21 protein-coding genes are annotated in these 20,605 nt (G+C 60.2%); all 21 read left to right on the forward strand.

All coding sequences use genetic code 11. The features are described 5' to 3' along the window. Window positions 1-103: 103 nt before the first annotated feature. The 21 genes from aroC to IIC71_00480 all read left to right on the forward strand — a co-directional run bounded on the left by aroC (window position 104) and on the right by IIC71_00480 (window position 20,577). A complete protein-coding gene (gene aroC / locus IIC71_00380; GenBank protein ID MCH7667649.1) occupies window positions 104-1,252 on the forward strand; it encodes a chorismate synthase in 1,149 nt (382 codons plus the stop codon). Between the two features lie 37 nt (window positions 1,253-1,289). Then, window positions 1,290-1,802: a shikimate kinase gene (locus IIC71_00385; protein MCH7667650.1), complete on the forward strand. Its 513-nt coding sequence runs from the start codon at window positions 1,290-1,292 to the stop codon at window positions 1,800-1,802. Next, a complete protein-coding gene (locus IIC71_00390) occupies window positions 1,787-2,851 on the forward strand; it encodes a 3-dehydroquinate synthase (protein MCH7667651.1) in 1,065 nt (354 codons plus the stop codon). The genes IIC71_00385 and IIC71_00390 overlap by 16 nt, the downstream gene beginning before the upstream one ends. A 22-nt stretch (window positions 2,852-2,873) precedes the next feature. Continuing rightward, the gene (locus IIC71_00395; GenBank protein MCH7667652.1) at window positions 2,874-3,935 is read left to right on the forward strand and encodes an aminopeptidase P family protein; all 1,062 of its coding nucleotides are present in this window, start codon (window positions 2,874-2,876) and stop codon (window positions 3,933-3,935) included. Next, a complete protein-coding gene (gene efp, locus IIC71_00400) occupies window positions 3,932-4,492 on the forward strand; it encodes an elongation factor P (protein MCH7667653.1) in 561 nt (186 codons plus the stop codon). The genes IIC71_00395 and efp overlap by 4 nt, the downstream gene beginning before the upstream one ends. Beyond that, window positions 4,489-4,860 (forward strand): transcription antitermination factor NusB, encoded by a 372-nt coding sequence (gene nusB, locus IIC71_00405; protein MCH7667654.1) that lies wholly within the window; start codon window positions 4,489-4,491, stop codon window positions 4,858-4,860. The genes efp and nusB overlap by 4 nt, the downstream gene beginning before the upstream one ends. Before the next feature lie 162 nt (window positions 4,861-5,022). Next, complete coding sequence (gene pyrR, locus IIC71_00410) at window positions 5,023-5,550, forward strand: bifunctional pyr operon transcriptional regulator/uracil phosphoribosyltransferase PyrR (protein MCH7667655.1); 528 nt, start codon at window positions 5,023-5,025, stop codon at window positions 5,548-5,550. A gap of 3 nt (window positions 5,551-5,553) precedes the next feature. Then, the gene (locus tag IIC71_00415; protein MCH7667656.1) at window positions 5,554-6,471 is read left to right on the forward strand and encodes an aspartate carbamoyltransferase catalytic subunit; all 918 of its coding nucleotides are present in this window, start codon (window positions 5,554-5,556) and stop codon (window positions 6,469-6,471) included. A gap of 7 nt (window positions 6,472-6,478) precedes the next feature. Then, complete coding sequence (locus tag IIC71_00420) at window positions 6,479-7,741, forward strand: dihydroorotase (protein ID MCH7667657.1); 1,263 nt, start codon at window positions 6,479-6,481, stop codon at window positions 7,739-7,741. After that, on the forward strand, window positions 7,738-8,850 hold the full coding sequence (gene carA, locus IIC71_00425; protein MCH7667658.1) for a glutamine-hydrolyzing carbamoyl-phosphate synthase small subunit: 1,113 nt from the start codon (window positions 7,738-7,740) through the stop codon (window positions 8,848-8,850). Before IIC71_00420 ends, carA begins: the two co-directional genes overlap by 4 nt. Further along, entirely contained in the window at window positions 8,850-12,113 is a 3,264-nt protein-coding gene (gene carB / locus IIC71_00430; protein MCH7667659.1) for a carbamoyl-phosphate synthase large subunit, read from the forward strand. The genes carA and carB overlap by 1 nt, the downstream gene beginning before the upstream one ends. Then, the gene (locus tag IIC71_00435) at window positions 12,101-13,015 is read left to right on the forward strand and encodes a dihydroorotate dehydrogenase (protein MCH7667660.1); all 915 of its coding nucleotides are present in this window, start codon (window positions 12,101-12,103) and stop codon (window positions 13,013-13,015) included. Before carB ends, IIC71_00435 begins: the two co-directional genes overlap by 13 nt. Further along, window positions 13,006-13,719, forward strand: a complete 714-nt coding sequence (gene pyrF, locus IIC71_00440; protein MCH7667661.1) for an orotidine-5'-phosphate decarboxylase — start codon at window positions 13,006-13,008, stop codon at window positions 13,717-13,719. The genes IIC71_00435 and pyrF overlap by 10 nt, the downstream gene beginning before the upstream one ends. A gap of 28 nt (window positions 13,720-13,747) precedes the next feature. Further along, complete coding sequence (locus IIC71_00445) at window positions 13,748-14,071, forward strand: integration host factor (GenBank protein ID MCH7667662.1); 324 nt, start codon at window positions 13,748-13,750, stop codon at window positions 14,069-14,071. Then, a complete protein-coding gene (gene gmk, locus IIC71_00450) occupies window positions 14,064-14,708 on the forward strand; it encodes a guanylate kinase (GenBank protein MCH7667663.1) in 645 nt (214 codons plus the stop codon). The genes IIC71_00445 and gmk overlap by 8 nt, the downstream gene beginning before the upstream one ends. Before the next feature lie 37 nt (window positions 14,709-14,745). Next, the gene (gene rpoZ, locus IIC71_00455; protein MCH7667664.1) at window positions 14,746-14,979 is read left to right on the forward strand and encodes a DNA-directed RNA polymerase subunit omega; all 234 of its coding nucleotides are present in this window, start codon (window positions 14,746-14,748) and stop codon (window positions 14,977-14,979) included. A gap of 4 nt (window positions 14,980-14,983) precedes the next feature. Then, window positions 14,984-16,174 carry a bifunctional phosphopantothenoylcysteine decarboxylase/phosphopantothenate--cysteine ligase CoaBC gene (coaBC, locus tag IIC71_00460; protein ID MCH7667665.1) on the forward strand — a complete coding sequence of 397 codons (1,191 nt, stop codon included), beginning with the start codon at window positions 14,984-14,986 and terminating at the stop codon, window positions 16,172-16,174. After that, the gene (locus IIC71_00465; protein MCH7667666.1) at window positions 16,093-17,910 is read left to right on the forward strand and encodes a hypothetical protein; all 1,818 of its coding nucleotides are present in this window, start codon (window positions 16,093-16,095) and stop codon (window positions 17,908-17,910) included. The genes coaBC and IIC71_00465 overlap by 82 nt, the downstream gene beginning before the upstream one ends. A 29-nt stretch (window positions 17,911-17,939) precedes the next feature. Continuing rightward, window positions 17,940-18,443: a peptide deformylase gene (def, locus tag IIC71_00470; protein ID MCH7667667.1), complete on the forward strand. Its 504-nt coding sequence runs from the start codon at window positions 17,940-17,942 to the stop codon at window positions 18,441-18,443. Further along, on the forward strand, window positions 18,443-19,363 hold the full coding sequence (locus tag IIC71_00475; GenBank protein ID MCH7667668.1) for a methionyl-tRNA formyltransferase: 921 nt from the start codon (window positions 18,443-18,445) through the stop codon (window positions 19,361-19,363). The genes def and IIC71_00475 overlap by 1 nt, the downstream gene beginning before the upstream one ends. Beyond that, window positions 19,360-20,577, forward strand: a complete 1,218-nt coding sequence (locus tag IIC71_00480) for a hypothetical protein (protein ID MCH7667669.1) — start codon at window positions 19,360-19,362, stop codon at window positions 20,575-20,577. Before IIC71_00475 ends, IIC71_00480 begins: the two co-directional genes overlap by 4 nt. Window positions 20,578-20,605 lie beyond the last annotated feature (28 nt).

Raw genomic sequence — 20,605 nt, forward strand, 5'->3', positions numbered from 1 at the left:
AAGATGAGAGGGTTGCCGCCACGGCCCTCTCATCGTGATGTCTACCGGACTCAGTCAAACACGGAAATTCCTGATTGGGGCGTGATGGCCTACTCTCACTGCCATGTTTCGCTATTTGACAGCAGGGGAATCGCACGGACCGGGCCTTGTCGCCATTGTGGAGGGATTGCCATCGGGTTTAGAAGTCACTGCGGAGGGGATTTCCACTGAACTGGCCAGACGTCGCCTAGGTTACGGGCGCGGCCAGAGGATGCTGATTGAAAAAGACGAACTCGAGATCCTCGGTGGAGTCCGGTTCGGAAAGACACTCGGTTCGCCGGTAGCCGTTCTTATCCGCAACACTGAATGGCCGAAATGGATGGACGAGATGTCGCCGGCACCGGGGGCGACAAAAAAACCACTGACCACACCGCGGCCCGGCCATGCTGATCTTGTAGGCATGATGAAGTACGACACGCACGATGCGCGCGATATCCTCGAACGGGCCTCCGCCCGCGAAACCGCCGCACGCACCGTCGTCGGCTACCTCGCAAAACAACTGCTACACACCGCGGGCGTGAGCGTGTTCAGCCACGTGGTCGCAATCGGCACGGTGATCTCGGATGCGCCAACCCCGACATTTCACGACCTCGATGCTATCGATGGATCACCGGTGCGAGTGTTCGACGCCGATGCTGAGGCTGCGATGATCGCCGAGATCGAGAGTGCCAAAGCCGAGCGTGACACTCTCGGTGGAGTTGTGGAGGTTGTGGTCGAAGGTCTTCTACCCGGCATCGGCTCGCATGTACACGGTGACCGCAGACTTGACGCCCGCCTCGGGGAAGCCCTCATGTCGATTCAGGCAATAAAAGCAGTCGAGGTCGGCGATGGGTTCGCAACCGCGGCGCGGCGGGGGTCACAAGCTCACGACGAGATCTACCGTGTCGATGGGCAGTTCACAAGACAGACGAATCGCGCTGGTGGTATCGAGGGTGGCATGTCGATTGGCGGTGTGCTGAGGGTCAGAGCGGCAATGAAACCAATATCCACAGTTATGCGCCCCCTCGACACCGTCAACGTCGTGACGAAGCAGGCCGAGAAGGCGTTCAGAGAACGCAGCGATGTCGTAGCTGTGCCGGCGGCCGGGATTGTCGCCGAACAGATGGTTGCTATCACTGTTGCCCAGGAGATGCAGCGCATGTTTGGCGGCTCAACAGTCGGCGACTTCGTCGCCGCTGTGGACCACTACCGCGCGCGTGTTGAGGCTTGGTGATGGTCGTGCGCAACCCGTGGCCGACAGCCTCCTCGCGATGACCAGGCGCATCTGGCTGGTGGGGATGATGGGGGCGGGAAAGACGTCGGTCGCTTTTGCGCTTGCCGATCGTCTTGACGAGAAATGGGCGGACAGCGACGCGCTCATCGTGGAGCGTGCAGGGTTGTCGATCACCGAGATCTTCGAAGCGGAGGGTGAGTCTGGGTTCCGCGCCGTCGAAGAGGCTGTACTGGCTGAACTGGCGGTGTCCGATATCCCGATTATCGCAACCGGGGGAGGTGCAGTCACTTCCGGCAGGAACATCACGACCATGAGAGCTTCCGGCACCGTGGTGTGGTTGAGCGCGCCACCGGATGTCCTCGGTGCCAGGGTCGGAGCTGCGTCCGCACGGCCTTTGCTTGCAGAGGGCGTTACCGTTGCACAAATTGGGACGCTTCTTGAGATACGGCGCACCGCGTACGCGGCGGCGGCACACCTGACGCTTGAGACCGTAGGTGACGATATGTCCCGCGTCGTTGACAGATTGGAGGCGCTGTGGCTGACTTTGTAGTCACTGACGAGCGCGGGGCGACCACCTCGACTATCACCGTGCTCGATGACGAAGACATCGAAACCATCGGCATGTGGGTTCTTCCGGGTGATCTGGTGGGTCAGCGTGTTGGCGTCATTGCGCAGCCACGAGTCGCTGACATCGTCGACTCGATCGTGGCGAACCTTACAAACCGCGGCGCAACGGTGGTGGTCATTGATGTCCCCGATCGCGACGCTGCCAAGACTCTGACCGTTGCTGAGATGTGCTATCTCAAGCTCAACGAACTCGGCATGACCCGTGACGACACGGTCGTTGGCATCGGTGGCGGGTCAACAACGGACCTCGCTGGGTTTGTAGCCGCGACGTATCTTCGTGGCATACGGTGCGTGCTTGTGCCTACGACCATGCTCGGGGCCGTGGATGCCGCAATCGGCGGCAAGACCGCTGTCAACGTCGGCGGTAAGAACCTTGTCGGTGTGTTCCATCATCCCGAACGCGTCGTGATCAGCGCCGGCGTGATGCTTGATTTGCCAAGAGACATACTGCGAGAGGGCACTGCGGAGGCTGTGAAAGCAGGCTTCATCGCCGATCCTGAGCTGGTTGTTTTGTACGAGACCTTTGGACTCGAAGCAGATGTTCTCTCGGTGATCAAACGTGCAGTTGCGGTCAAGACGTCCGTGGTGTCAGCCGATTTTCGCGAAACGGGTGTGCGCGGAATACTCAATTTCGGACACACCGTCGGACACGCCGTCGAGACGCTGTTGGGCTTGTCTCACGGGCACGCCGTCGCGGTAGGGATGGTGGCGGCCGCCCGTGCTTCGACTGTCGCCCTTGACTTCGCTGAGGAGGACCGTGTCGTCTCGTTGATCGCTGCACTCGGATTACCGGTGTCCGTTGATCGCGATTTGGGTAGGTCCGACGTGCTCCGCCAGATGCAACTGGACAAGAAACGGGACCGCAGCGGGTTCAGGATGGCGTTGCTTACCCGCATCGGAGAGTGCAGGATGGCTTCCGTCGATGACGCTACCGTACACGCGGCACTGTCGGCGATTGGCATTGCCAACTGACCACGGACTGTACGAGGAACATATGAACCACGCTTCACGTGTCGCCCGGTTGCGCGAGACTCTGACACGGCCACTCCTGATCACCTCGCCGGCCAATATTCGCTACCTCACTGGCTTTGCAGGTTCAAACGGGTTCGTTGTTGCGGCACCCGACTCGTTTGTCTTCATCACGGACGGTCGATACGGGGAAGCAGCCGAGCCACTCGTTGCCGCCATTCCTGATGCTGAACTCGTTGTGTACACCACCGGGATGAATGCCACGATCGCCGCAGCACTTGGCCCGGCGAACGATGTTGACGTAGAGGCGGCCCACATAACGTGGGACGCACAGCGGTCCCTCGCCAAGGTTGCGCATGCCGAGCTGCACCCGACGGTGGGCATTGTGGAAGAGCTCCGCATGGTTAAGGCCGCAGCGGAGGTCAACGCCGTGCGAGCGGCGTGTGCTGCAGGTGACGCCGCGTTCGAGGAACTCGATTCGATGGCCAACTCGGTCACAACGGAGGCTGAACTCGGTTGGGCGCTGATTGATGCGATGCGTGCAGCGGGCGGTACTGCGGCCGGTTGGGAGCCGATAGTCGCTATCGGCTCCAACGCCTCGGTGCCTCACCATCGTTCGGGTAGTGGCGACATTGTCGACGGCTTGCTGTTGCTCGACTACGGGTGCGAGGTTGATGGTTACCACAGTGACATGTCTCGAACAGTGTGGCGCGGCCCTGGACGGGACGGCGACATGGAGGGGGTATACGAAGCAGTCCGAGAGTCTCAGGCAGCGGGTGTTGCCGCGGTGCGTCCCGGCGCAGTGGCGGGAGACGTGGACGCCGCGTGTCGCAAGGTTCTAGATGCGGCCGGGTACCTTGAGTACTTCATTCATTCGACCGGTCATGGTGTCGGCCTCGAAATTCACGAAGCACCGTGGATCAGGGCTGACAGTGACGACGTTCTCCAGGAGGGCCATATACTCACGGTCGAACCGGGAGTGTATCTTCCTGGCCGCGGCGGCGTCCGCATTGAGGACACTGTTGTTGTGACCTCTGATGGGTGCACGAACCTCACCCTCTCAAACAAGGAGTTCCACCTCACATGATTTCTACGAACGATGTGCGCCCTGGGTATGCGCTCGAGACGTCTGATGGGCTGTGTCAGGTCATCGAGACCCAGCATGTGAAGCCGGGCAAGGGGAAAGCGTTTGTCCGGATGAAACTGCGGAACCTCAAGAGCGGCGCAGTGGTAGACAAGACGTTCAGAGCCGGCGAAAACGTAAAACGCGCCACGATTGACAGGCGCGACATGACGTTGTTGTACAAAGACGAAATCGGATTCAATTTCATGGACGCCGAAACGTTCGAGCAGTTGTCGATCAGCGAAGCGTTGATGGCCGATGCCGCTCCGTATGTCAAAGATGGATCAACGATCCAGGTTGCCTTTCACAACGGGCAGCCAATCGGTGTCGACCTACCTCTCACAGTCGAGTTGGAGGTTTCCTATACCGAACCCGGTGTCAAAGGCGACCGCGTGTCGGGAGCGACAAAGCCAGTCACGCTGGAGACCGGCCTCGTTGTGCACTCCCCGCTGTTTATAGACGTCGGCGACGTGTTGAAGGTTGATACCCGTTCGGGTGACTACATCACCCGAGTGTCGTGACCCGGGCAGACGCCCGCCACCAAGCGCTTGAGGCGTTGTACGAGGCCGAGGCGCGCCACCTTGAAAATCCTGAGGTGTCGGGGCTGTCGCCTCGTGCGACGCGGCTTGTCGAAGGTGTGTGGGAGCAGCGTGCTGCGCTTGATGACTCCATTGGGGATACCGCCAAAGGCTGGCGGGTCGATCGTATGCCGATAGTCGACATTTCACTGCTGAGGCTTGGTCTGTATGAACTTCGACACACCGATATGCCCGTCGGGGTTGTTGTGTCGCAAGCCGTTGAACTCGCCAAGGAGTTCTCCACCGAGGGCAGTTCGCGGTTCGTAAACGGCGTGCTCGCCAAGCTTGCCGAGACCGAACGCCCTGCATAACACGTTGTTGCCGGTGTGGTTTATGAGGTCTCCGCCGGGCGGTGTATCGTCACAGCGTTCACCCTTTAAGACCGGTCCTGTGAGGCCGGAAAGGACGGATTCGAATATGCCACACTTACCGAGCGCGCCCCAGGTACGCACTCCTCGCCCCGGGCGGGCTGTATGCACCAGGTAATGGAGCCAAGCGACATCTCGCGGGGCCTGCGCAGAATCGCTCACGAGATCATCGAACGCAACAAGGGTGTCGGCAACCTCGTCCTACTTGGGATTCCGACGCGGGGCGTGCCCCTCGCCGAGCGGTTGGCGGACATACTTGAGAGTATCGAAGGACACGATGTCCCGGTAGGCATTCTCGATGTGACGCTGTACCGAGACGACGTTGGACGTCATCCGACACCCAGGGTGGGCTCGACCGATGTCCCAACATCGGTGGAAGACAAGGTTGTCGTCCTCGTCGACGACGTGCTGTACACGGGCCGCACGATCAGGTGCGCGCTCGACGCTGTTACCGACCTAGGGCGACCCGCAAAAGTGCAGCTCGCTGTGTTGATCGATCGGGGGCACCGCGAACTTCCGATCCGCGCAGACTTCGTCGGTCGAAACCTCCCCACCTCGGTGGCACAGAAGGTAACCGTGCAACTGATCGAAGTCGATGGGGTCGACGGCGTTCTGATCGAGCAAACGGGCTGAAGGATGTTGGCGAACCTCTTGTCCACTGAAGAGATGGAACGGCATGTCGCCGAAAGCTTGTTGGATGACGCCGATGGGTTTCTCGAAGTCCTTGCCAGACCCATCCCAAAGGTGCCTACGTTGCGAGGCAAGACGGTGGCAACCCTTTTCTTCGAGCCCTCGACTCGGACTCGCATGTCTTTCGAGAGAGCCGCCAAAGCGCTGTCGGCGGACACGCTTAGCTTTAGTCTCGCGTCCTCGTCCGTCTCCAAAGGTGAGAGTCTCAAGGACACTGTTCTGACGGTGCAAGCAATGGGTGCTGACCTTGCAGTGGTGCGCCACAAAGCGATCGGCGCACCTTGGCGGGTTGCAGAGTGGACCGGCATGCCTGTTGTGAACGGCGGCGATGGTGCACACCAGCATCCAACTCAAGCACTCCTCGATGCGCTCACCATCCGTCACGCGCTTGGCTCACTCGACGGAGTCCATGTCGGAATTATTGGCGACATCCGCCACAGCAGGGTTGCACGGTCGAACTGTTTCCTTTTTTCGACACTCGGTGCCGACGTGACCCTCATCGCCCCACCGACGCTGCTCCCTGTCGATGCCACCGACTGGCCGGTGACACTCACGAGCGACCTCGATGCGCAGCTCGGTTCCCTCGACGTCGTGTACCTGCTGCGCATCCAGACAGAGCGGGGCGGAGCTTCGGTGTTCCCGAGCCTCTCCGAGTACGTGCGGCGGTTCGGTCTGACACAACGTCGCTTTGAGATGCTCACCGACAGGGCAATCGTCCTGCATCCCGGCCCGATGAATAGGGGCGCCGAGTTGGCGGATGTCGTTGCCGACGATCCGCGGTGTCTTGTGTTGGACCAGGTAGCAAACGGCGTTGCGGTGCGTATGGCTGTGCTTTACCAGCTGTTGGGGGGCTCGCGTGGTTAGGTGTGCGATTGTGGGAGGGAGTGTCCTCACTGAACGCGGAGTTACGGTCGCTGATGTCATCGTTGAGAACGGGCGTATCGTCGCGATTGGTCCCGATGTATCGGCTGCCGAGGACAGGGTTATCGATGCCGCCGGGTCGTGGGTCGGTCCCGGATTTGTGGATGTCCACGTGCACTTGAGAGAACCGGGGCAGGAATGGAAGGAGGACATCGCGACAGGTTCAGCGGCGGGCGCGGCGGGCGGGTTCACCGCTCTCGTTGCGATGCCAAACACCGATCCTGCCACCGACACAGGACATCTGGCTCGTTTCGTTGTGTCGCGTGGCGAAGAGGTTGGACTCCTCGAAGTCGCCGCAGCCGGGGCTCTCACTCTGGGACGACTGGGCGAGCATCTATCGCACCTTGATGACCTCTGGGCTGCCGGCGTGCGCATCTTTAGCGACGATGGCGACACTGTTGCGGACGCTGGATTGCTCCGGCGCGCCATGGAGTACATAGCCGAGCTTGGTGGGGTTGTCGCGGAGCACGCAATGGACGTCGGTCTTGCGCAGGGCGGTCACATGCACGAGGGATCGATCTCGTCTCGTCTCGGCATGGTCGCAATACCGTCGATGGCAGAAGAAGTCGTCGTGGCACGCGATTTGGCGATCGTCGCGTCGACGGGAGTTTCGTACCACGTCCAACATGTATCAACGCGTGGGACAGTTGAGATGATCGCCGATGCCAAGGAACGTGGCTTGCCTGTCACTGCTGAGGTGTCGCCCCACCATCTGGCCTTTGACCACTCAGCCGCTGCGTCAACGGATTCGCGTTACAAGATGATGCCCCCGCTGCGCGACGTCGACGACGTGGCTGCGGTCCGATCGGGGTTGCGTAGCGGCATCATCGATATGGTTGCCACTGATCATGCACCTCACGCGAGCCATGAGAAAGATGTCCCGTTTGAGATAGCCCCATTCGGGGTGACCGGTCTCGAGTGGGCCGCGAGCGTGGTCAACACCGTTGACGATCTTGGTCTGGACCAAACAACATTCTTCGACCGTATGTCGGTTGCCCCGGCCCGGCTCGCCCGCCTCGGTGACCAAGGTACCCACCTCGCGGTTGGGAACCTGGCCAACATAGTTGTCTTCGACCCGACGTTGCGGTGGACGCCGAGTTCATCGGTATCCAAGTCACGCAATACCCCGCATCTCGGGCGGCCGCACGTCGGTCGCGTCGTTGCCACGTTGTACCGGGGCACGGTGTCATTCGAGCTTGGTGACCGCACATGAACGCAAAACCAGGACTCCTCGCGCTCGCAGACGGGACGCTGTTCCGCGGAACCGCGGTAGGTGCCGATGGCATTGCGGTCGGTGAGGTGGTGTTCAACACTGCAATGACCGGCTACCAGGAGATTTTTACCGATCCGTCGTATGCGCGCCAAATAGTCACGATGACCTCGCCTCACATTGGAAACTACGGGACGACGACCCTTGACGACCAAGCAGCGCGACCGTTCTGCAGCGCGGTCGTCGTTCGTTCGATGTCGCGAGTTTCCAGCAACTGGCGTTCGCAGGGCGACATTCGAGAATTTTTCCTTGCTACCGGACTCGTTGCATTGTCAGATGTCGACACCAGACGCCTTACGCGCCACATTCGTGACAACGGCGCAATGCCTGGGGCTGTGGGATCCGAAGTTACCGAGGCCGAGTTGCTGGACGCTGCCGCGGCGGCGCCGCGGATGGAAGGTACCGACCTCGTTAGTGCAGTGACGGTGCGCCAGCCGACCCTGGTCAAAACAACTAAGGATCGTAGAGGTCTCGTCGTGGCCTACGACTTCGGGATGAAACGCGCCATCGTGCGTGCATTCACCGATCGCGGCTTCGATGTCCAAATCGTGCCTGCCGACACGTCAGCGCCGGACGTGCAGGCCATCGGTGCAGACGGGGTCTTCCTCTCCAACGGTCCCGGCGACCCTGAACCACTCACCGAGGCCATCTCCGCAGTCAACGATTTGCTTGGGACCATCCCGATGTTTGGGATCTGCCTTGGTCACCAGATTATGGGTCTCGCACTCGGTGGATCAACCTACAAGTTGCCGTTTGGTCACCACGGCGCCAACCACCCCGTGAAACACATCGGGACGGGCCGTGTAGAAATCACCTCGCAAAACCACGGGTTCGCCCTCAATTTGGAGAACCTCGTCAAAGGCGACCGGTACACGTCGCAACACGGCGAAATTGTTGAGACCCATGTCAACCTCAACGACAACACCCTTGAAGGTTTTCGGTGTCTTGAAGCCGAAGCGTTTTCAGTGCAATACCACCCCGAGGCGACTCCCGGGCCTAATGACGCCCAGGGTTTGTTTGACGAATTCTGTCTTCACATGGTGGGGGAGTAATGCCTCGTCGATCTGACATCGAGACCATCCTCGTTATCGGCTCCGGGCCTATCGTCATTGGCCAGGCTTGCGAATTTGACTACTCCGGGACCCAAGCCGTCCGCGCCCTGCGTGCGGACGGCTTCAGGGTTGTCCTAGTCAACTCGAACCCCGCAACCATCATGACCGATCCAGAGTTTGCGGATGCCACCTACATCGAGCCGATCACCGCCGAGGTCGTTGAAGCAGTCATTGCAAAGGAACGTCCCGACGCACTGCTCCCGACACTCGGCGGTCAGACGGCTCTCAACGTGACGATGGAACTTGCGCAACGAAACGTCTTCGAAAAGTACGACGTTGAACTCATCGGGGCCGGACTCGAAGCTATACGTACCGCCGAAGACAGAGGCCTGTTCAAGGAAGCCATGGAAGCAATCGGGATAGCCACCACACAATCGGTGCTCTGTTCAACTCTCGACGAAGCACTGCAGGCGTTGGAACAGGTTGGGTACCCGGCGATGATTCGGCCATCGTTCATCCTGGGTGGCGGTGGCACCGGGATCGCGCACGACATGGACACCTTTTTGTCGATCGTGCAGAACGGTCTAGAAACGTCTCCGATCTCGGAGATTCTTGTCGAGGAGTCTCTCCTTGGTTGGAAGGAGTACGAGCTTGAAGTGATGCGAGACGGCAACGACAACGCTGTCATAGTCTGCTCGATCGAGAACATCGACCCGATGGGCGTACACACGGGGGACTCGGTCACGGTCGCGCCGGCGATGACGCTGTCAGACGTCGAATATCAGGAGATGCGCGACGACGCGCTCGCGTGTCTTCGCAAAGTAGGGGTGGCTACTGGAGGCTCAAACGTGCAGTTTGCGGTCGATCCTGGCACTGGGCGTCGGATCATCGTCGAAATGAACCCGCGCGTGTCTCGGTCGTCTGCCCTCGCATCGAAAGCAACAGGTTTCCCAATAGCGAAGATCGCTGCGTTGCTTGCTGTCGGGTACACGCTCGACGAGATCACGAACGACATCACCGGGGAGACGCCCGCATCGTTCGAACCTGTCCTTGACTACGTGGTTGTCAAGGTGCCCCGTTTCGACTTTGAGAAGTTTCCCTCGGTGACCAGAGAGCTGGGGACTTCGATGCAGAGTGTTGGCGAGGTCATGGCGATCGGGCGCACATTCCAGGAGGCATTGCAAAAGGCTATGCGAAGTCTCGAAAGGGGTAGGGCCGGACTCAACGCCGACCCTGCTGAAAGAGACGTTCTTGCAATATCGACCGATGAGTTGATTGCGGGCCTTGAAGTGCCCGGCCCGGACCGTCTTTTCGAGATTGCCGAGGCGCTTCGACGAGGTGTTTCGATCGCCACGATCGCGGCGGCCACGTCGGTAGACCTTTGGTTCTTGGACCAGATCTCCGAGATCGTCGAAGTTCGCGAGACGTTGACAATTTCACGGCTTGATCCTGAGGCGCTGCGTCTCGCCAAACGCCACGGGTTCTCGGATGCCCAACTCGCCTATCTCTGGGACTGCTCAGAATCTGAGGTGTTCTATGCGCGCCAGGTCGCAGGAATTGTTGTGACCTACAAGACCGTCGATACGTGTGCGGCCGAGTTCACAGCACAGACGCCGTACTTTTACTCGACCTTTGAGGAGGAGTCCGAAGCGCCGAATGCGGGCGACCGCACGGTGCTCGTGCTCGGCTCGGGTCCGAACCGTATCGGCCAAGGCATCGAGTTCGACTACTGCTGTGTCCACGCATCGTTTGCGATCTCTGAAGCTGGTTACGAGTCGGTGATGGTCAACTGCAACCCGGAGACGGTTTCGACCGACTACGACACGAGTGATCGGTTGTATTTCGAACCACTGACGACCGAGGACGTCCTTGCAATCATCGAAGTGGAGAAGCCGATAGCGGTGATTGTCCAGCTTGGCGGGCAGACGCCGCTCGGTCTGGCTCGCTCGCTGGAACTCGCTGGTGTGTCAATCGCAGGCACAACGCCGGACGCGATCGACGTAGCAGAAGACAGGGAACGCTTTTCGGCGCTGTGTCGGGAAAGGCAGATACCGCAACCACCGCATGGGACTGCACGGTCGCTGCGCGAAGCTGAGGAGGTTGCGTTGCGTGTCGGGTTCCCGGTGCTGATCCGACCATCGTACGTTCTCGGTGGGCGGGCGATGAGAATCATCTACACCATGGAAGAGCTCACACACTATGTATCCGAGTTGTACACCCTCGTGCCGGGTGGAGAGGTGGACCTGTCCGACTCCCCGCTGCTGATCGACGAATTTCTTGAGTCTTCCATCGAGGTCGACGTCGACGCGGTGTATGACGGTACGGATCTGTACATCGGGGGAATCATGGAACATGTCGAAGAAGCCGGTGTGCATTCGGGTGACTCGGCATGCGTGGTGCCTCCGCCAACTCTGTCGGACACCGCCCGTAAGGAGATCGAGAGGATCACGTTGTCTCTTGCGGAGGGTCTTGAGGTGTGTGGTCTGCTGAACATCCAGTTTGCGGTCCGTGGCGATGACGTGTTCGTTCTAGAGGCGAATCCACGGGCCTCGCGTACGGTCCCGTTCATTTCGAAAGCGACGGGCGTGCCATTAGCCAAGGTCGCAACGTGGGTGATGCTGGGTGAGTCGATTGCGTCGTTGCGAGCCCGCGGTGTCGTGCCACGAGAGACGCCGATTCCACCGTACGTCTCAGTGAAGGAGGCCGTCCTCCCGTGGAAACGGTTCCCTGACGAGGACACCGTTCTCGGTCCGGAAATGCGTGCCACCGGAGAGGTCATGGGGATTGCAAGCACCGTGGGGACCGCGTTTGCGAAGGCTCTCCTCGGTGCCGGTCACGTTATTCCGAGTTCGGGGACGGTGTTCATTTCGGTCGATGATCGTGCGAAAGAAACTGCAGTCGGTATGGCGAGGACATTTCTCGATCTCGGTTTTAGGATTCTTTCAACACACGGCACCGCCGGCCATTTCGCACGCAACGGAATCCGTGTAACACACGTCGACAAGGTTGGCGAGGGCCCCTACGACCCCGTCAGACTGCTCGCCGCCGGCGAAATAGACCTCGTTATAAACACTCCCCGAGGGAGAAGAGCCCGCGGCGATGGCTCGCTTATCCGCAAGGCGGCCACACGGCGGGGCGTGCCGTGTGTCACCACCGTCCAAGGAGGGACAGCCGTTGCTAACAGCCTAAAGCGCGGACCGGATGAGGTGAACGCGGTGAAGTCGCTCCAAGATCATCACAGGGATCTTGAATGGACCGGCTAACGGCGGCGGTTGGGAACACACGTCTTGCTACGCCGCTAGTCGCGGCATCTGGAACCGTGGGTTCCGTCGTCGATTTTGCAACCGTAGCCGACCTTTCGATGTATGGGGCCATGGTTGCGAAATCGGTCAGCGGGGAGCCATGGTCTGGAAGGAAGCCTCCTCGTATGGCACCGTCGGGGACGGGCATGCTCAACGGCATTGGGATTCAGAATCCCGGCATCGAATCGTGGAAGGCCGCAGTAGGGTCCAAGCTGTCAGCCGTGGGCGTGCCTGTGTGGGGCTCGGCGGTGGGTACGAAACCAGACGAGTTTGCATTTGTCGCGACCGGTCTTGAAGCAGCCGGGGTTGCAGCGATAGAGGTCAACCTGTCGTGTCCTAATCTTGAAACCGGCACGATGTTCGCACTCGATGTGCAGGCTGCATGCGAGGTGGTTGCTGCCGTTCGTTATGCCGTCAGCCTCGCCGTTGGCGCGAAGCTTTCGCCAAACTCGGAGAACATCGTTGAGATTGCTGACGCAGTAACAGGTGCGGGTGCCGATTGGGTCGTGCTTGGGAACACGGTCCGGGGTTTTGGCATCGACATCGAGACACGCCGACCACTTCTCACCGGTGGCATTGGCGGGTACTCAGGGCCACCGATCAAACCGATCGCTCTGCGGTGCGTGTACGAGGTGCACCAGGCGCTCCCCGACGTTTCCATTATTGGCTGCGGAGGCATCTCTAACGCGGCGGACGTGATCGAGTTTATGTTGGCAGGGGCGTCAGCGGTTCAGATCGGCACTGCCCACTTTGCTCGGCCGCGCGTGGCTTCTGCAATAGTCAAGGACCTGCTTGCGTACTTGAGACGCCACGACATCGAGCAAATCAGTGAACTTGTCGGAGGTGTGCAGCCGTGGCTGTAGACAATCCGATCTATGTTGCTCTGGACCTCGGGTCGGCAGAAGAGGCGACAAAGCTAGCTCAGCGAATTGCGCCACACGTCGGGGGCTTCAAGATCGGTCTTGGACTCCTCCACGGTCCCGGCCCGGCGGTCGTCGGAGCTGTCGCGTCACTCGGCTTACCGGTGTTTGCAGACGCCAAACTGCACGACATCCCTACCCAAGTTCGCAGCGCTGCCCGGTCCTTGGCCCGCCACGGCGCGCGTTGGATTACAGCACATGCATCCGGGTCGTCAGAGATGCTCGAAGCAGCAGTAGAAGGTGCAGGCTCTGTTCCGTCGGGAGACGCTGGGATCCTTGGGGTAACGGTACTGACATCGCTCGGTGGCGCAGACCTGACCAAGCTAGGTTTCGGTTCGTCTCCGGGAAAACTCGTGTCTCGACTCGCCAAGATTGTGGAGGGTGCCGGTTGTGAGGGTCTGGTCTGCTCGCCACAGGAGCTGGGAATTGTGCGCGACGTCGCACCAGGTCTCGTAACGTTTGTTCCGGGAATACGCCCTGAGGGTGTGCCAGCACACGACCAGGTGCGAACCGCCACTCCGCAAGAGGCCATCATGCGAGGCGCCGCTTACCTCGTGGTAGGTCGGGCTATAACCGCTGCGCACGATCCTGTTGCGGCCGCGGCCGCGATTGCAGAGTCGGTCAAAGAATTTCTCCAAAACTCTTGATAGAGTCTGAGCAATAGGAGGTCGTTCAATGGCACTGCCACCCCAAACCGAAGAGTCTAGGAACGCTGCTCTTGCAAAGGCCGGAGCCGCCCGCCGCGAACGAGCCGAAATGAAACAGCTCCTTCAGACCGGGACGCTGACGCTCGCCGAAGTCTTCGATCGCGCCGAGGAGAACGACATCATTGCCAGCACGAGAATCGTGGCGGTGATCAATTCGCTTCCTGGTGTTGGCATGGTCAAAACGATTCGCACTCTCGAAGATCTAGGTATTGCCGACAACCGTCGTATCCGTGGCCTGGGGAGCAGACAGAAGGCTGCCCTGCTCGATTTGTTTGGAACGACCGATTTGTAAGACGCCACTTGGCGACGTCGACGCTCAACCAGAGGTTCAAAACGCCGCCGCTAAGACGGACCACTCCGGGTTACCGCCTCGCAAGGGCACGTTGCTTGTCGTTTCGGGGCCATCGGGCGTCGGAAAATCAACAATCCTTGAGAAAGTTCGCGAGTCAGCGCAATTCTTTTTCTCCGTATCAATGACTACCAGGCGACGCAGGACCGGCGAGGTCGATGGAGTTCACTACCGTTTTGTCAGCCGGGCAGCATTCGAAAACGCAGTTTCGTCGGGCGAACTCTTGGAATGGGCAACCTATGGGGGCAATCTCTATGGAACCCCAAAGGGCCCCGTTATCGAGGCGCTGGAGCGTGGCGACGACGTGTTGTTCGACATCGAAAACGACGGCGCACATCAAATCCGTGCGGCCTACCGCAACGCCGTGCTCGTGTTCATACTTCCGCCGTCGATGGACGAACTCGAGAGAAGGTTGCGGCGTCGCGGGGACACAAGTGGCGGCGACATGAAGCGGAGGCTGGCTGTTGCGGAGGCGCAGATCGCCGATGCCGTAAAGAACTACGATCACCTCGTGGTCAACGACTCGATAACAACCGCAGTGCAAGAGATGGCATCTATACTGGCGTCAGCGCGCGACTGATTCTGAGCGCGCGATCTTCACCGCTGGAGGCTTTTCCATGTCACTCGTCGATCCGCCGATCGGTAACCTACTTGCAAAGACGGACACACGGTTCGGACTCGTTCTGTTGGCTGCGCGCCGTGCGCGGGAAATCAACGCCTACTTCAATGAACTAGGCGAGGGCCGTGGATCGTACGTGCCGCCTCAGGTGCACTCGTTGTCGCGCAAGCCGCTCTCGATCGCCTTTGAGGAAATCGCCGCCGACAAGGTGCTTGTCTCACCGGTCGAGTAGCCCCGTGTTGCAGCAACGCCGCATCGTCGTAGCTGTGACGGGCGGGGTTGCGGCCTTTAAGGCCGCCTACCTAGTTCGACGCCTCGTTGAACAGGGCGCAGAGGTGCGCACCGTTATGACTGAGGCCGCCACCCAATTTATCGGTCGCCAAACTCTCGCAGCGTTGACCGGTCACGCGCCCGTGGTGTCTTTGTTCGGTGCATCACAAGTGAGTCCGCACACGGAGCTCGCTTCCTGGGCAGAGATAATTGTTGTTGCGCCTGCTACCACAGCCACAATCGGACGGCTGGCGAACGGTATACCCGAAGACGCCGTTTCCGCAACGGTCGTTGCTGCACAATGTCCCGTAGTTATCGTCCCCGCCATGCACACCGAAATGTGGGAACACCCGGCTACCCAGCGAAACATCGACCGTCTTGCCGGCGACGGTGTGACGATCGTGGGTCCAACACAAGGCGCACTTGCGAGTGGTGACAGCGGTCCCGGCCGCATGGTGGACCCCGAAGAAATCGTGGCCGCGGTCCTGTCTCTGCTGCAGCCCCAGGACATGGCAGGTCTCGACGTCGTTGTGACGGCTGGTGGAACCCGCGAACCCATTGATCCTGTGCGGTACGTCGGCAACCGGTCGTCTGGGAAAATGGGAAACGCCATTGCGCTCGAGGCAGCCCAGCGCGGCGCCAAGGTCTCTTTGATTAGCTCAGCGGCCGTTCCGCACCACGGCAATATCACGTCAGTCGCAGTCGAGACCGCACAAGAGATGGCGGATGCGACGTGGGCCGCTGCCCAAGGCAGCGCGGTGGCAGTGTTTGCAGCAGCCGTTGCTGACTTTCGCCCGACACACGTTTCCGAGACGAAGATCAGAAGAGGCGATGGTCTACCGACGGTGGCCTTTGAACCAACGCCAGACATCCTTTTGGGGGTCATGAACATGGACAATCGCCCCTTCTGCGTTGGGTTTGCCGCCGAAGTCGGATCTGTCGACGCCGCCGTTGACAAGGCAAAAAGCAAGGGGGTCGACCTCTTAGTTGCCAACGACGTCGCCAAGAGTGGCTCTGGCTTTGGAAGCGATACAAACGAGGTGACCCTTGTCCATCAAGATGGGTCGGTCGAGGCGTGGGAATTGATGACGAAGACCGAGGTCGCAAAGCGGCTCTGGGATGTCGTTGTGAAGAAGCTTGCCGATGGTGCATCCTGATCCAAATCGCCCAGGTCGTCCCCAATGTTCCGACCTTTGCGGTCGATGATGGGTTCGCCTACGAAGTTCCTGGGGACCTCGCGACCGTTGCTATGGGGTCCAGTGTTGTGGTGCCACTCGGTGGGCGGAAGGTCAAAGGGTGGGTAACTGCAGTTCACGACACCGCGCCCAAAAGGAAATTGAAAGCGGTTCTCTCTGTCTCGGGAGATTTGCCCCACTTTGATTCGGCCCTCTTGCAGACGTTGCGGTGGATTGCACTTCACCACGTCGCACCGATGTCGACGGTGCTGGCGCGTTCCGGTCCGCCAAACATACCGAGGCTGAGGGGCGCTGAGCACTCAGCCCCTCCGGCGGCACCCAAACATCAGCGCTCGACCTACGTCGTGCGTCGCGGGACGTACGACGACACTCTCATCGACATCTGTTCCCCGGTTGTGAAAGCGGGCCACAATGTTCTCGTAATTCTACCTACAGCTCACGAGGTCGACCACTATGGCGTGGTTCTTGCGGCTGTATTCGGAAATGTAGTGCACAGGGTGGGATCTGCTCTCAAGGCAAAAGATGTCACATTGACTTGGGTAACAACGCAGATATCAGGTGGGCACATCGTGGTGGGAACCCGCGAGTCCGTTCTTTGGCCGCTTGGGTCACTCGGGGCGATAGTTGTTGTCGAGGAAGGCCGTCGCGGTCACACCAGCCCGCAGACCCCGACGTGGACCGTTCGAGACGTCGCTCTCATGCGCAGCCGGATCGAGCGGTTTCACACCTGGTTTGTGGGTTCGGTGCCGTCCGCCCATCTTCTCGCCGCCGGTGTTGACATCCGAACGCCCGAGGGACGATGGTGGTCACTGGTTGAGGTTGTCAATCGCTTCGACGAACCCCCGGGAACCGGGCCAATTCTTGACGCATCGGTGATGGCGATCCGCACGGTCGTAAAACGCGGCGGTAAGGTATTTGTGCTCGTCAACAGGCGTGGATACGCCCCAGTGTTTCGATGTGTGACATGTCGTGAGCTACGCCGCTGTCCGCACTGCGCCGCGGGGGCAGGGCGCAACGACTCGTGTCCCCGATGCGGATCGGATCTTGGAGGCTGCACGTCTTGTGGTGGCCATCGTTTTGAGCCGGTTGGCGCCGGTATCGGCAGAACGATCGAGATCTTGCGGCGTTCGATTGGCGGCGCGGTCGGTTCTAGCGAAGATTCCAGCGTCGTCACCGTTGGGACGGAGAGGGATATCCCGCTGCCCGCGTCCGTCGACTTGGTGCTCGTTGTCGATGTCGACGGCATGTTGTTGGCGCCGCATTTCAAAGCCGATGAGGAAGCTCTGAGGATTCTCGGCCGAGTTGCCACCTGTGTTAGGCGCGGTTCAGCCAATCGAATCATGGTGCAAACGAGCCAACCGACGCACCGAGTGGTTGTAGCTCTTAGATCGGCACGGCCGTTGGAGCTTCTTCAAACGATTCTTGACGAACGCGCACATTCTGGATTTCCGCCTTCCGGCGACGTGGTCGCCGTCGAAACCTCGCGAATGTCGAAGCAAATCGAGGCCGCTCTGGAACGCCAAGGAGAGAGCCCGGGTGTAACGGTTCTCGGACCTGTCCAGGTCGCCAAGGGCTACCGCTGGTTGATTCAAGGGCACGACCTGCACCGCTTTCGCCTTGCGCTGCGCAACAGTGTCGGAGCATGGCGAGAGAGTGGTGTGAAAGTGCGCATCGATGTTGACCCGCTGGACCTGTAACCCATCAAGGCAAGCCTTAGAATGTCGCCATGGCAATTTTCCCAATCCGTACATTCGGTGACCCAGTGCTGCGCGGACAGGCTCTTCCCGTCGACACGATCACGATTTCAACGGAGCGTCTCGTTGAGGACATGCTCGAGACCATGTACGACGCACCGGGTGTCGGGCTTGCTGCGCCTCAGATCGGTGTGTTGCGTCAAGTCTTTGTCGGCGATGTCGGGGAGGGGCCGTTTATCATCGTGAACCCGCAGTTGATCGAGACTGCCGGCGAGTGGGAGTTCGATGAAGGATGTCTTTCAGTGCCAGAACGATTCTGGCCTATCAAACGCTTCGCTTACGCCAGGGTCCGCGGTCTTGATCTTAACGGAAACGTCATCGACCTCGAAGGCGATGACCTCATGGGGCGGCTTCTCCAGCACGAGATGGACCACCTCCGGGGAGGTTTGCTACTCGACCATCTGTCCAAGCGAGCGAGGAAGGCGGCGCTGCGAGAACTCCGCGAGGAGTCTCTCGGCGTGAGGCCGTTGGCCTGATGCACGCGGTCTTTCTCGGCACACCCGCCACAGCCGTGGCCTCACTATCCGCACTTGCGGACGTGATCGATGTGTCGTGCGTCATCACACGGCCGGACGCCGCACGAGGGCGGTCCAAGCAACTCGTCCCTTCGCCGGTGAAGGAGGCTGCCCTCGAATGGGGGTTCCCGGTAGCCCAACCGGCCACCAATGAGGAGCTCGCAGCCGTGCTCGCCGCACTCGAACCTTCGGTCGGCCTGGTCGTGGCATACGGGCGCATCCTCAAACCCGAGGTGATCGAAATTCCGTATCGGGGATTTGTAAACGTGCACTTCTCGTTGCTGCCCCGATGGCGTGGTGCTGCCCCGGTGACACGGGCATTGTTGGCTGGAGACACAAAGACCGGTGTTTCACTGATGCAGATCGACGAAGGCCTCGATTCTGGGCCGATTCTGGCGCGCGTGGAAACACCTATCGCGGCTGACGAAACCGGTGGTTCTCTCACCGCGCGGCTTGCCCACCTTGGTTCGCTGATGGTCGATGATATCTTGCCGGCGTTCTTGCGTGGGGAGGTGCACGGTGCACCGCAAATCGACTCAGCGGTGACCCACGCCGCGCGGCTCACGAAAGCTGAAGCGCAGGTTCACCCAGGTACCACCGCCGACCTGTTCGCCCGTTCCGTTCGGGGATACCATCCGCGCCCGGGAGCATGGATGGTCGTCGACGGCTCACACATCAAGATTCACGATTGTGTCGTGGCGTCTGAGGACGCTGACAGGGGCCGAGTAGTTCCGGGTTCTGAGAATCAGATCCTGCTGGGTTGCGCCGCTGGTGCCGTTGAGTTGATCACTGTACAACCGCCTGGGAAAAGGCGTATGAGTGCTGCTGATTGGCTGCGTGGGATGCACGGTCGGGAAGTCATCGTTGAGGAGCGGACGTGAAGCCGGGAGTGCGCACGAGGGCTGCGGCAGCACGGGCCCTCATGGATGTCACCGACAACGGTGCATGGTCCAACCGTGTTGCCGACGTACTTGTCGATGAGATGCCACAGCGAGAAAAGGCAAAGACTCTGAGGCTGTTCATGGATGCAGTGCGGTATCGACGGCGGCTCGATCGAGCGTTGAACTCCGTTGTTGCCAGGCCGATTGCGGACACCGATCCAGAGATCCGCGCGATTCTGAGGATTGCAGCTGTAGACCTGCTCTTGCACAGGACGCCTTCGTTTGCAGCCATCAGCACAGCGGTCGACGCCACCAGGGAGCTAGACGTCGGTCACGCATCGAGATTCGTCAACGCGTCCCTACGGCGTCTCGACACACAAGGCGAACCACCGCCACCAACGGACTCGCCCTACGAGCAATGGGGAGTCGAAGGGCACGTGTTCAACCTCGTCTCCGAATTGATCGGCGAGGATGCAGCTGCGGCGTTTTTCGAGGCATGTGCCGAACCGCCGAGTGTTTCCTGTTTCGTTCCGACGACGGACGACGCGCCTGTGTCGTTCATCTCGCACGGCGAGATTCGTGGGGCGGGCCATGTGGAACACCCATCTGACGTGTTTCCCGAATACATCATGGATGCCGCATCGGTTGCTGTCGGTCGTGCCGTCGGAGCGAGACCGGGGGATCGGGTTCTCGATCTCGCCGCCGCGCCGGGTGGCAAGACGCTGGTGATCGCCGACATGATGCAGGGGAAGGGCCTTCTCGTAGGAGCTGACCGACACTGGCGACGCCTCATACGGGCGGCCAATCGCTGGGACGACGTTCGAGCGCCTATCAGCATCGTTCAGTCCGACGGGCTGGTTCCCGCGTTCAAGCCAGGTTCGTTTGATGTCGTTCTGCTCGACGCGCCGTGCTCTGGCCTTGGCACCTTGCGCCGCCGGCCAGAGGTCAAGGACCGAATCACCGCAAAGGGAATTGCCAATCTAGCTGATCTGCAACGCGGCCTGCTGAGAGAGTCGTTGGCGCTGGTCCGGCCGGGCGGCAGGTTGGTGTATTCAGTGTGCACTCTCACCGCGCCCGAGACCGTCGACCAGGTGGATGCCTTGGATGCCGCGCCGCCCGATGGCATCCCCGGCGAGCGGATTGGCAAGGGTCTCTTGCTCGCCCCCCACCTCACCGACACCGACGGGATGTTCATTTCGGTGATCCAGCCCTAGTCAGCCGCCGCGGAGCGTGGGTCATTAG

The organism is Acidobacteriota bacterium (assembly GCA_022562055.1).
Taxonomy (GTDB): Bacteria; Actinomycetota; Acidimicrobiia; order Spongiisociales; family UBA5794; genus BMS3BBIN02.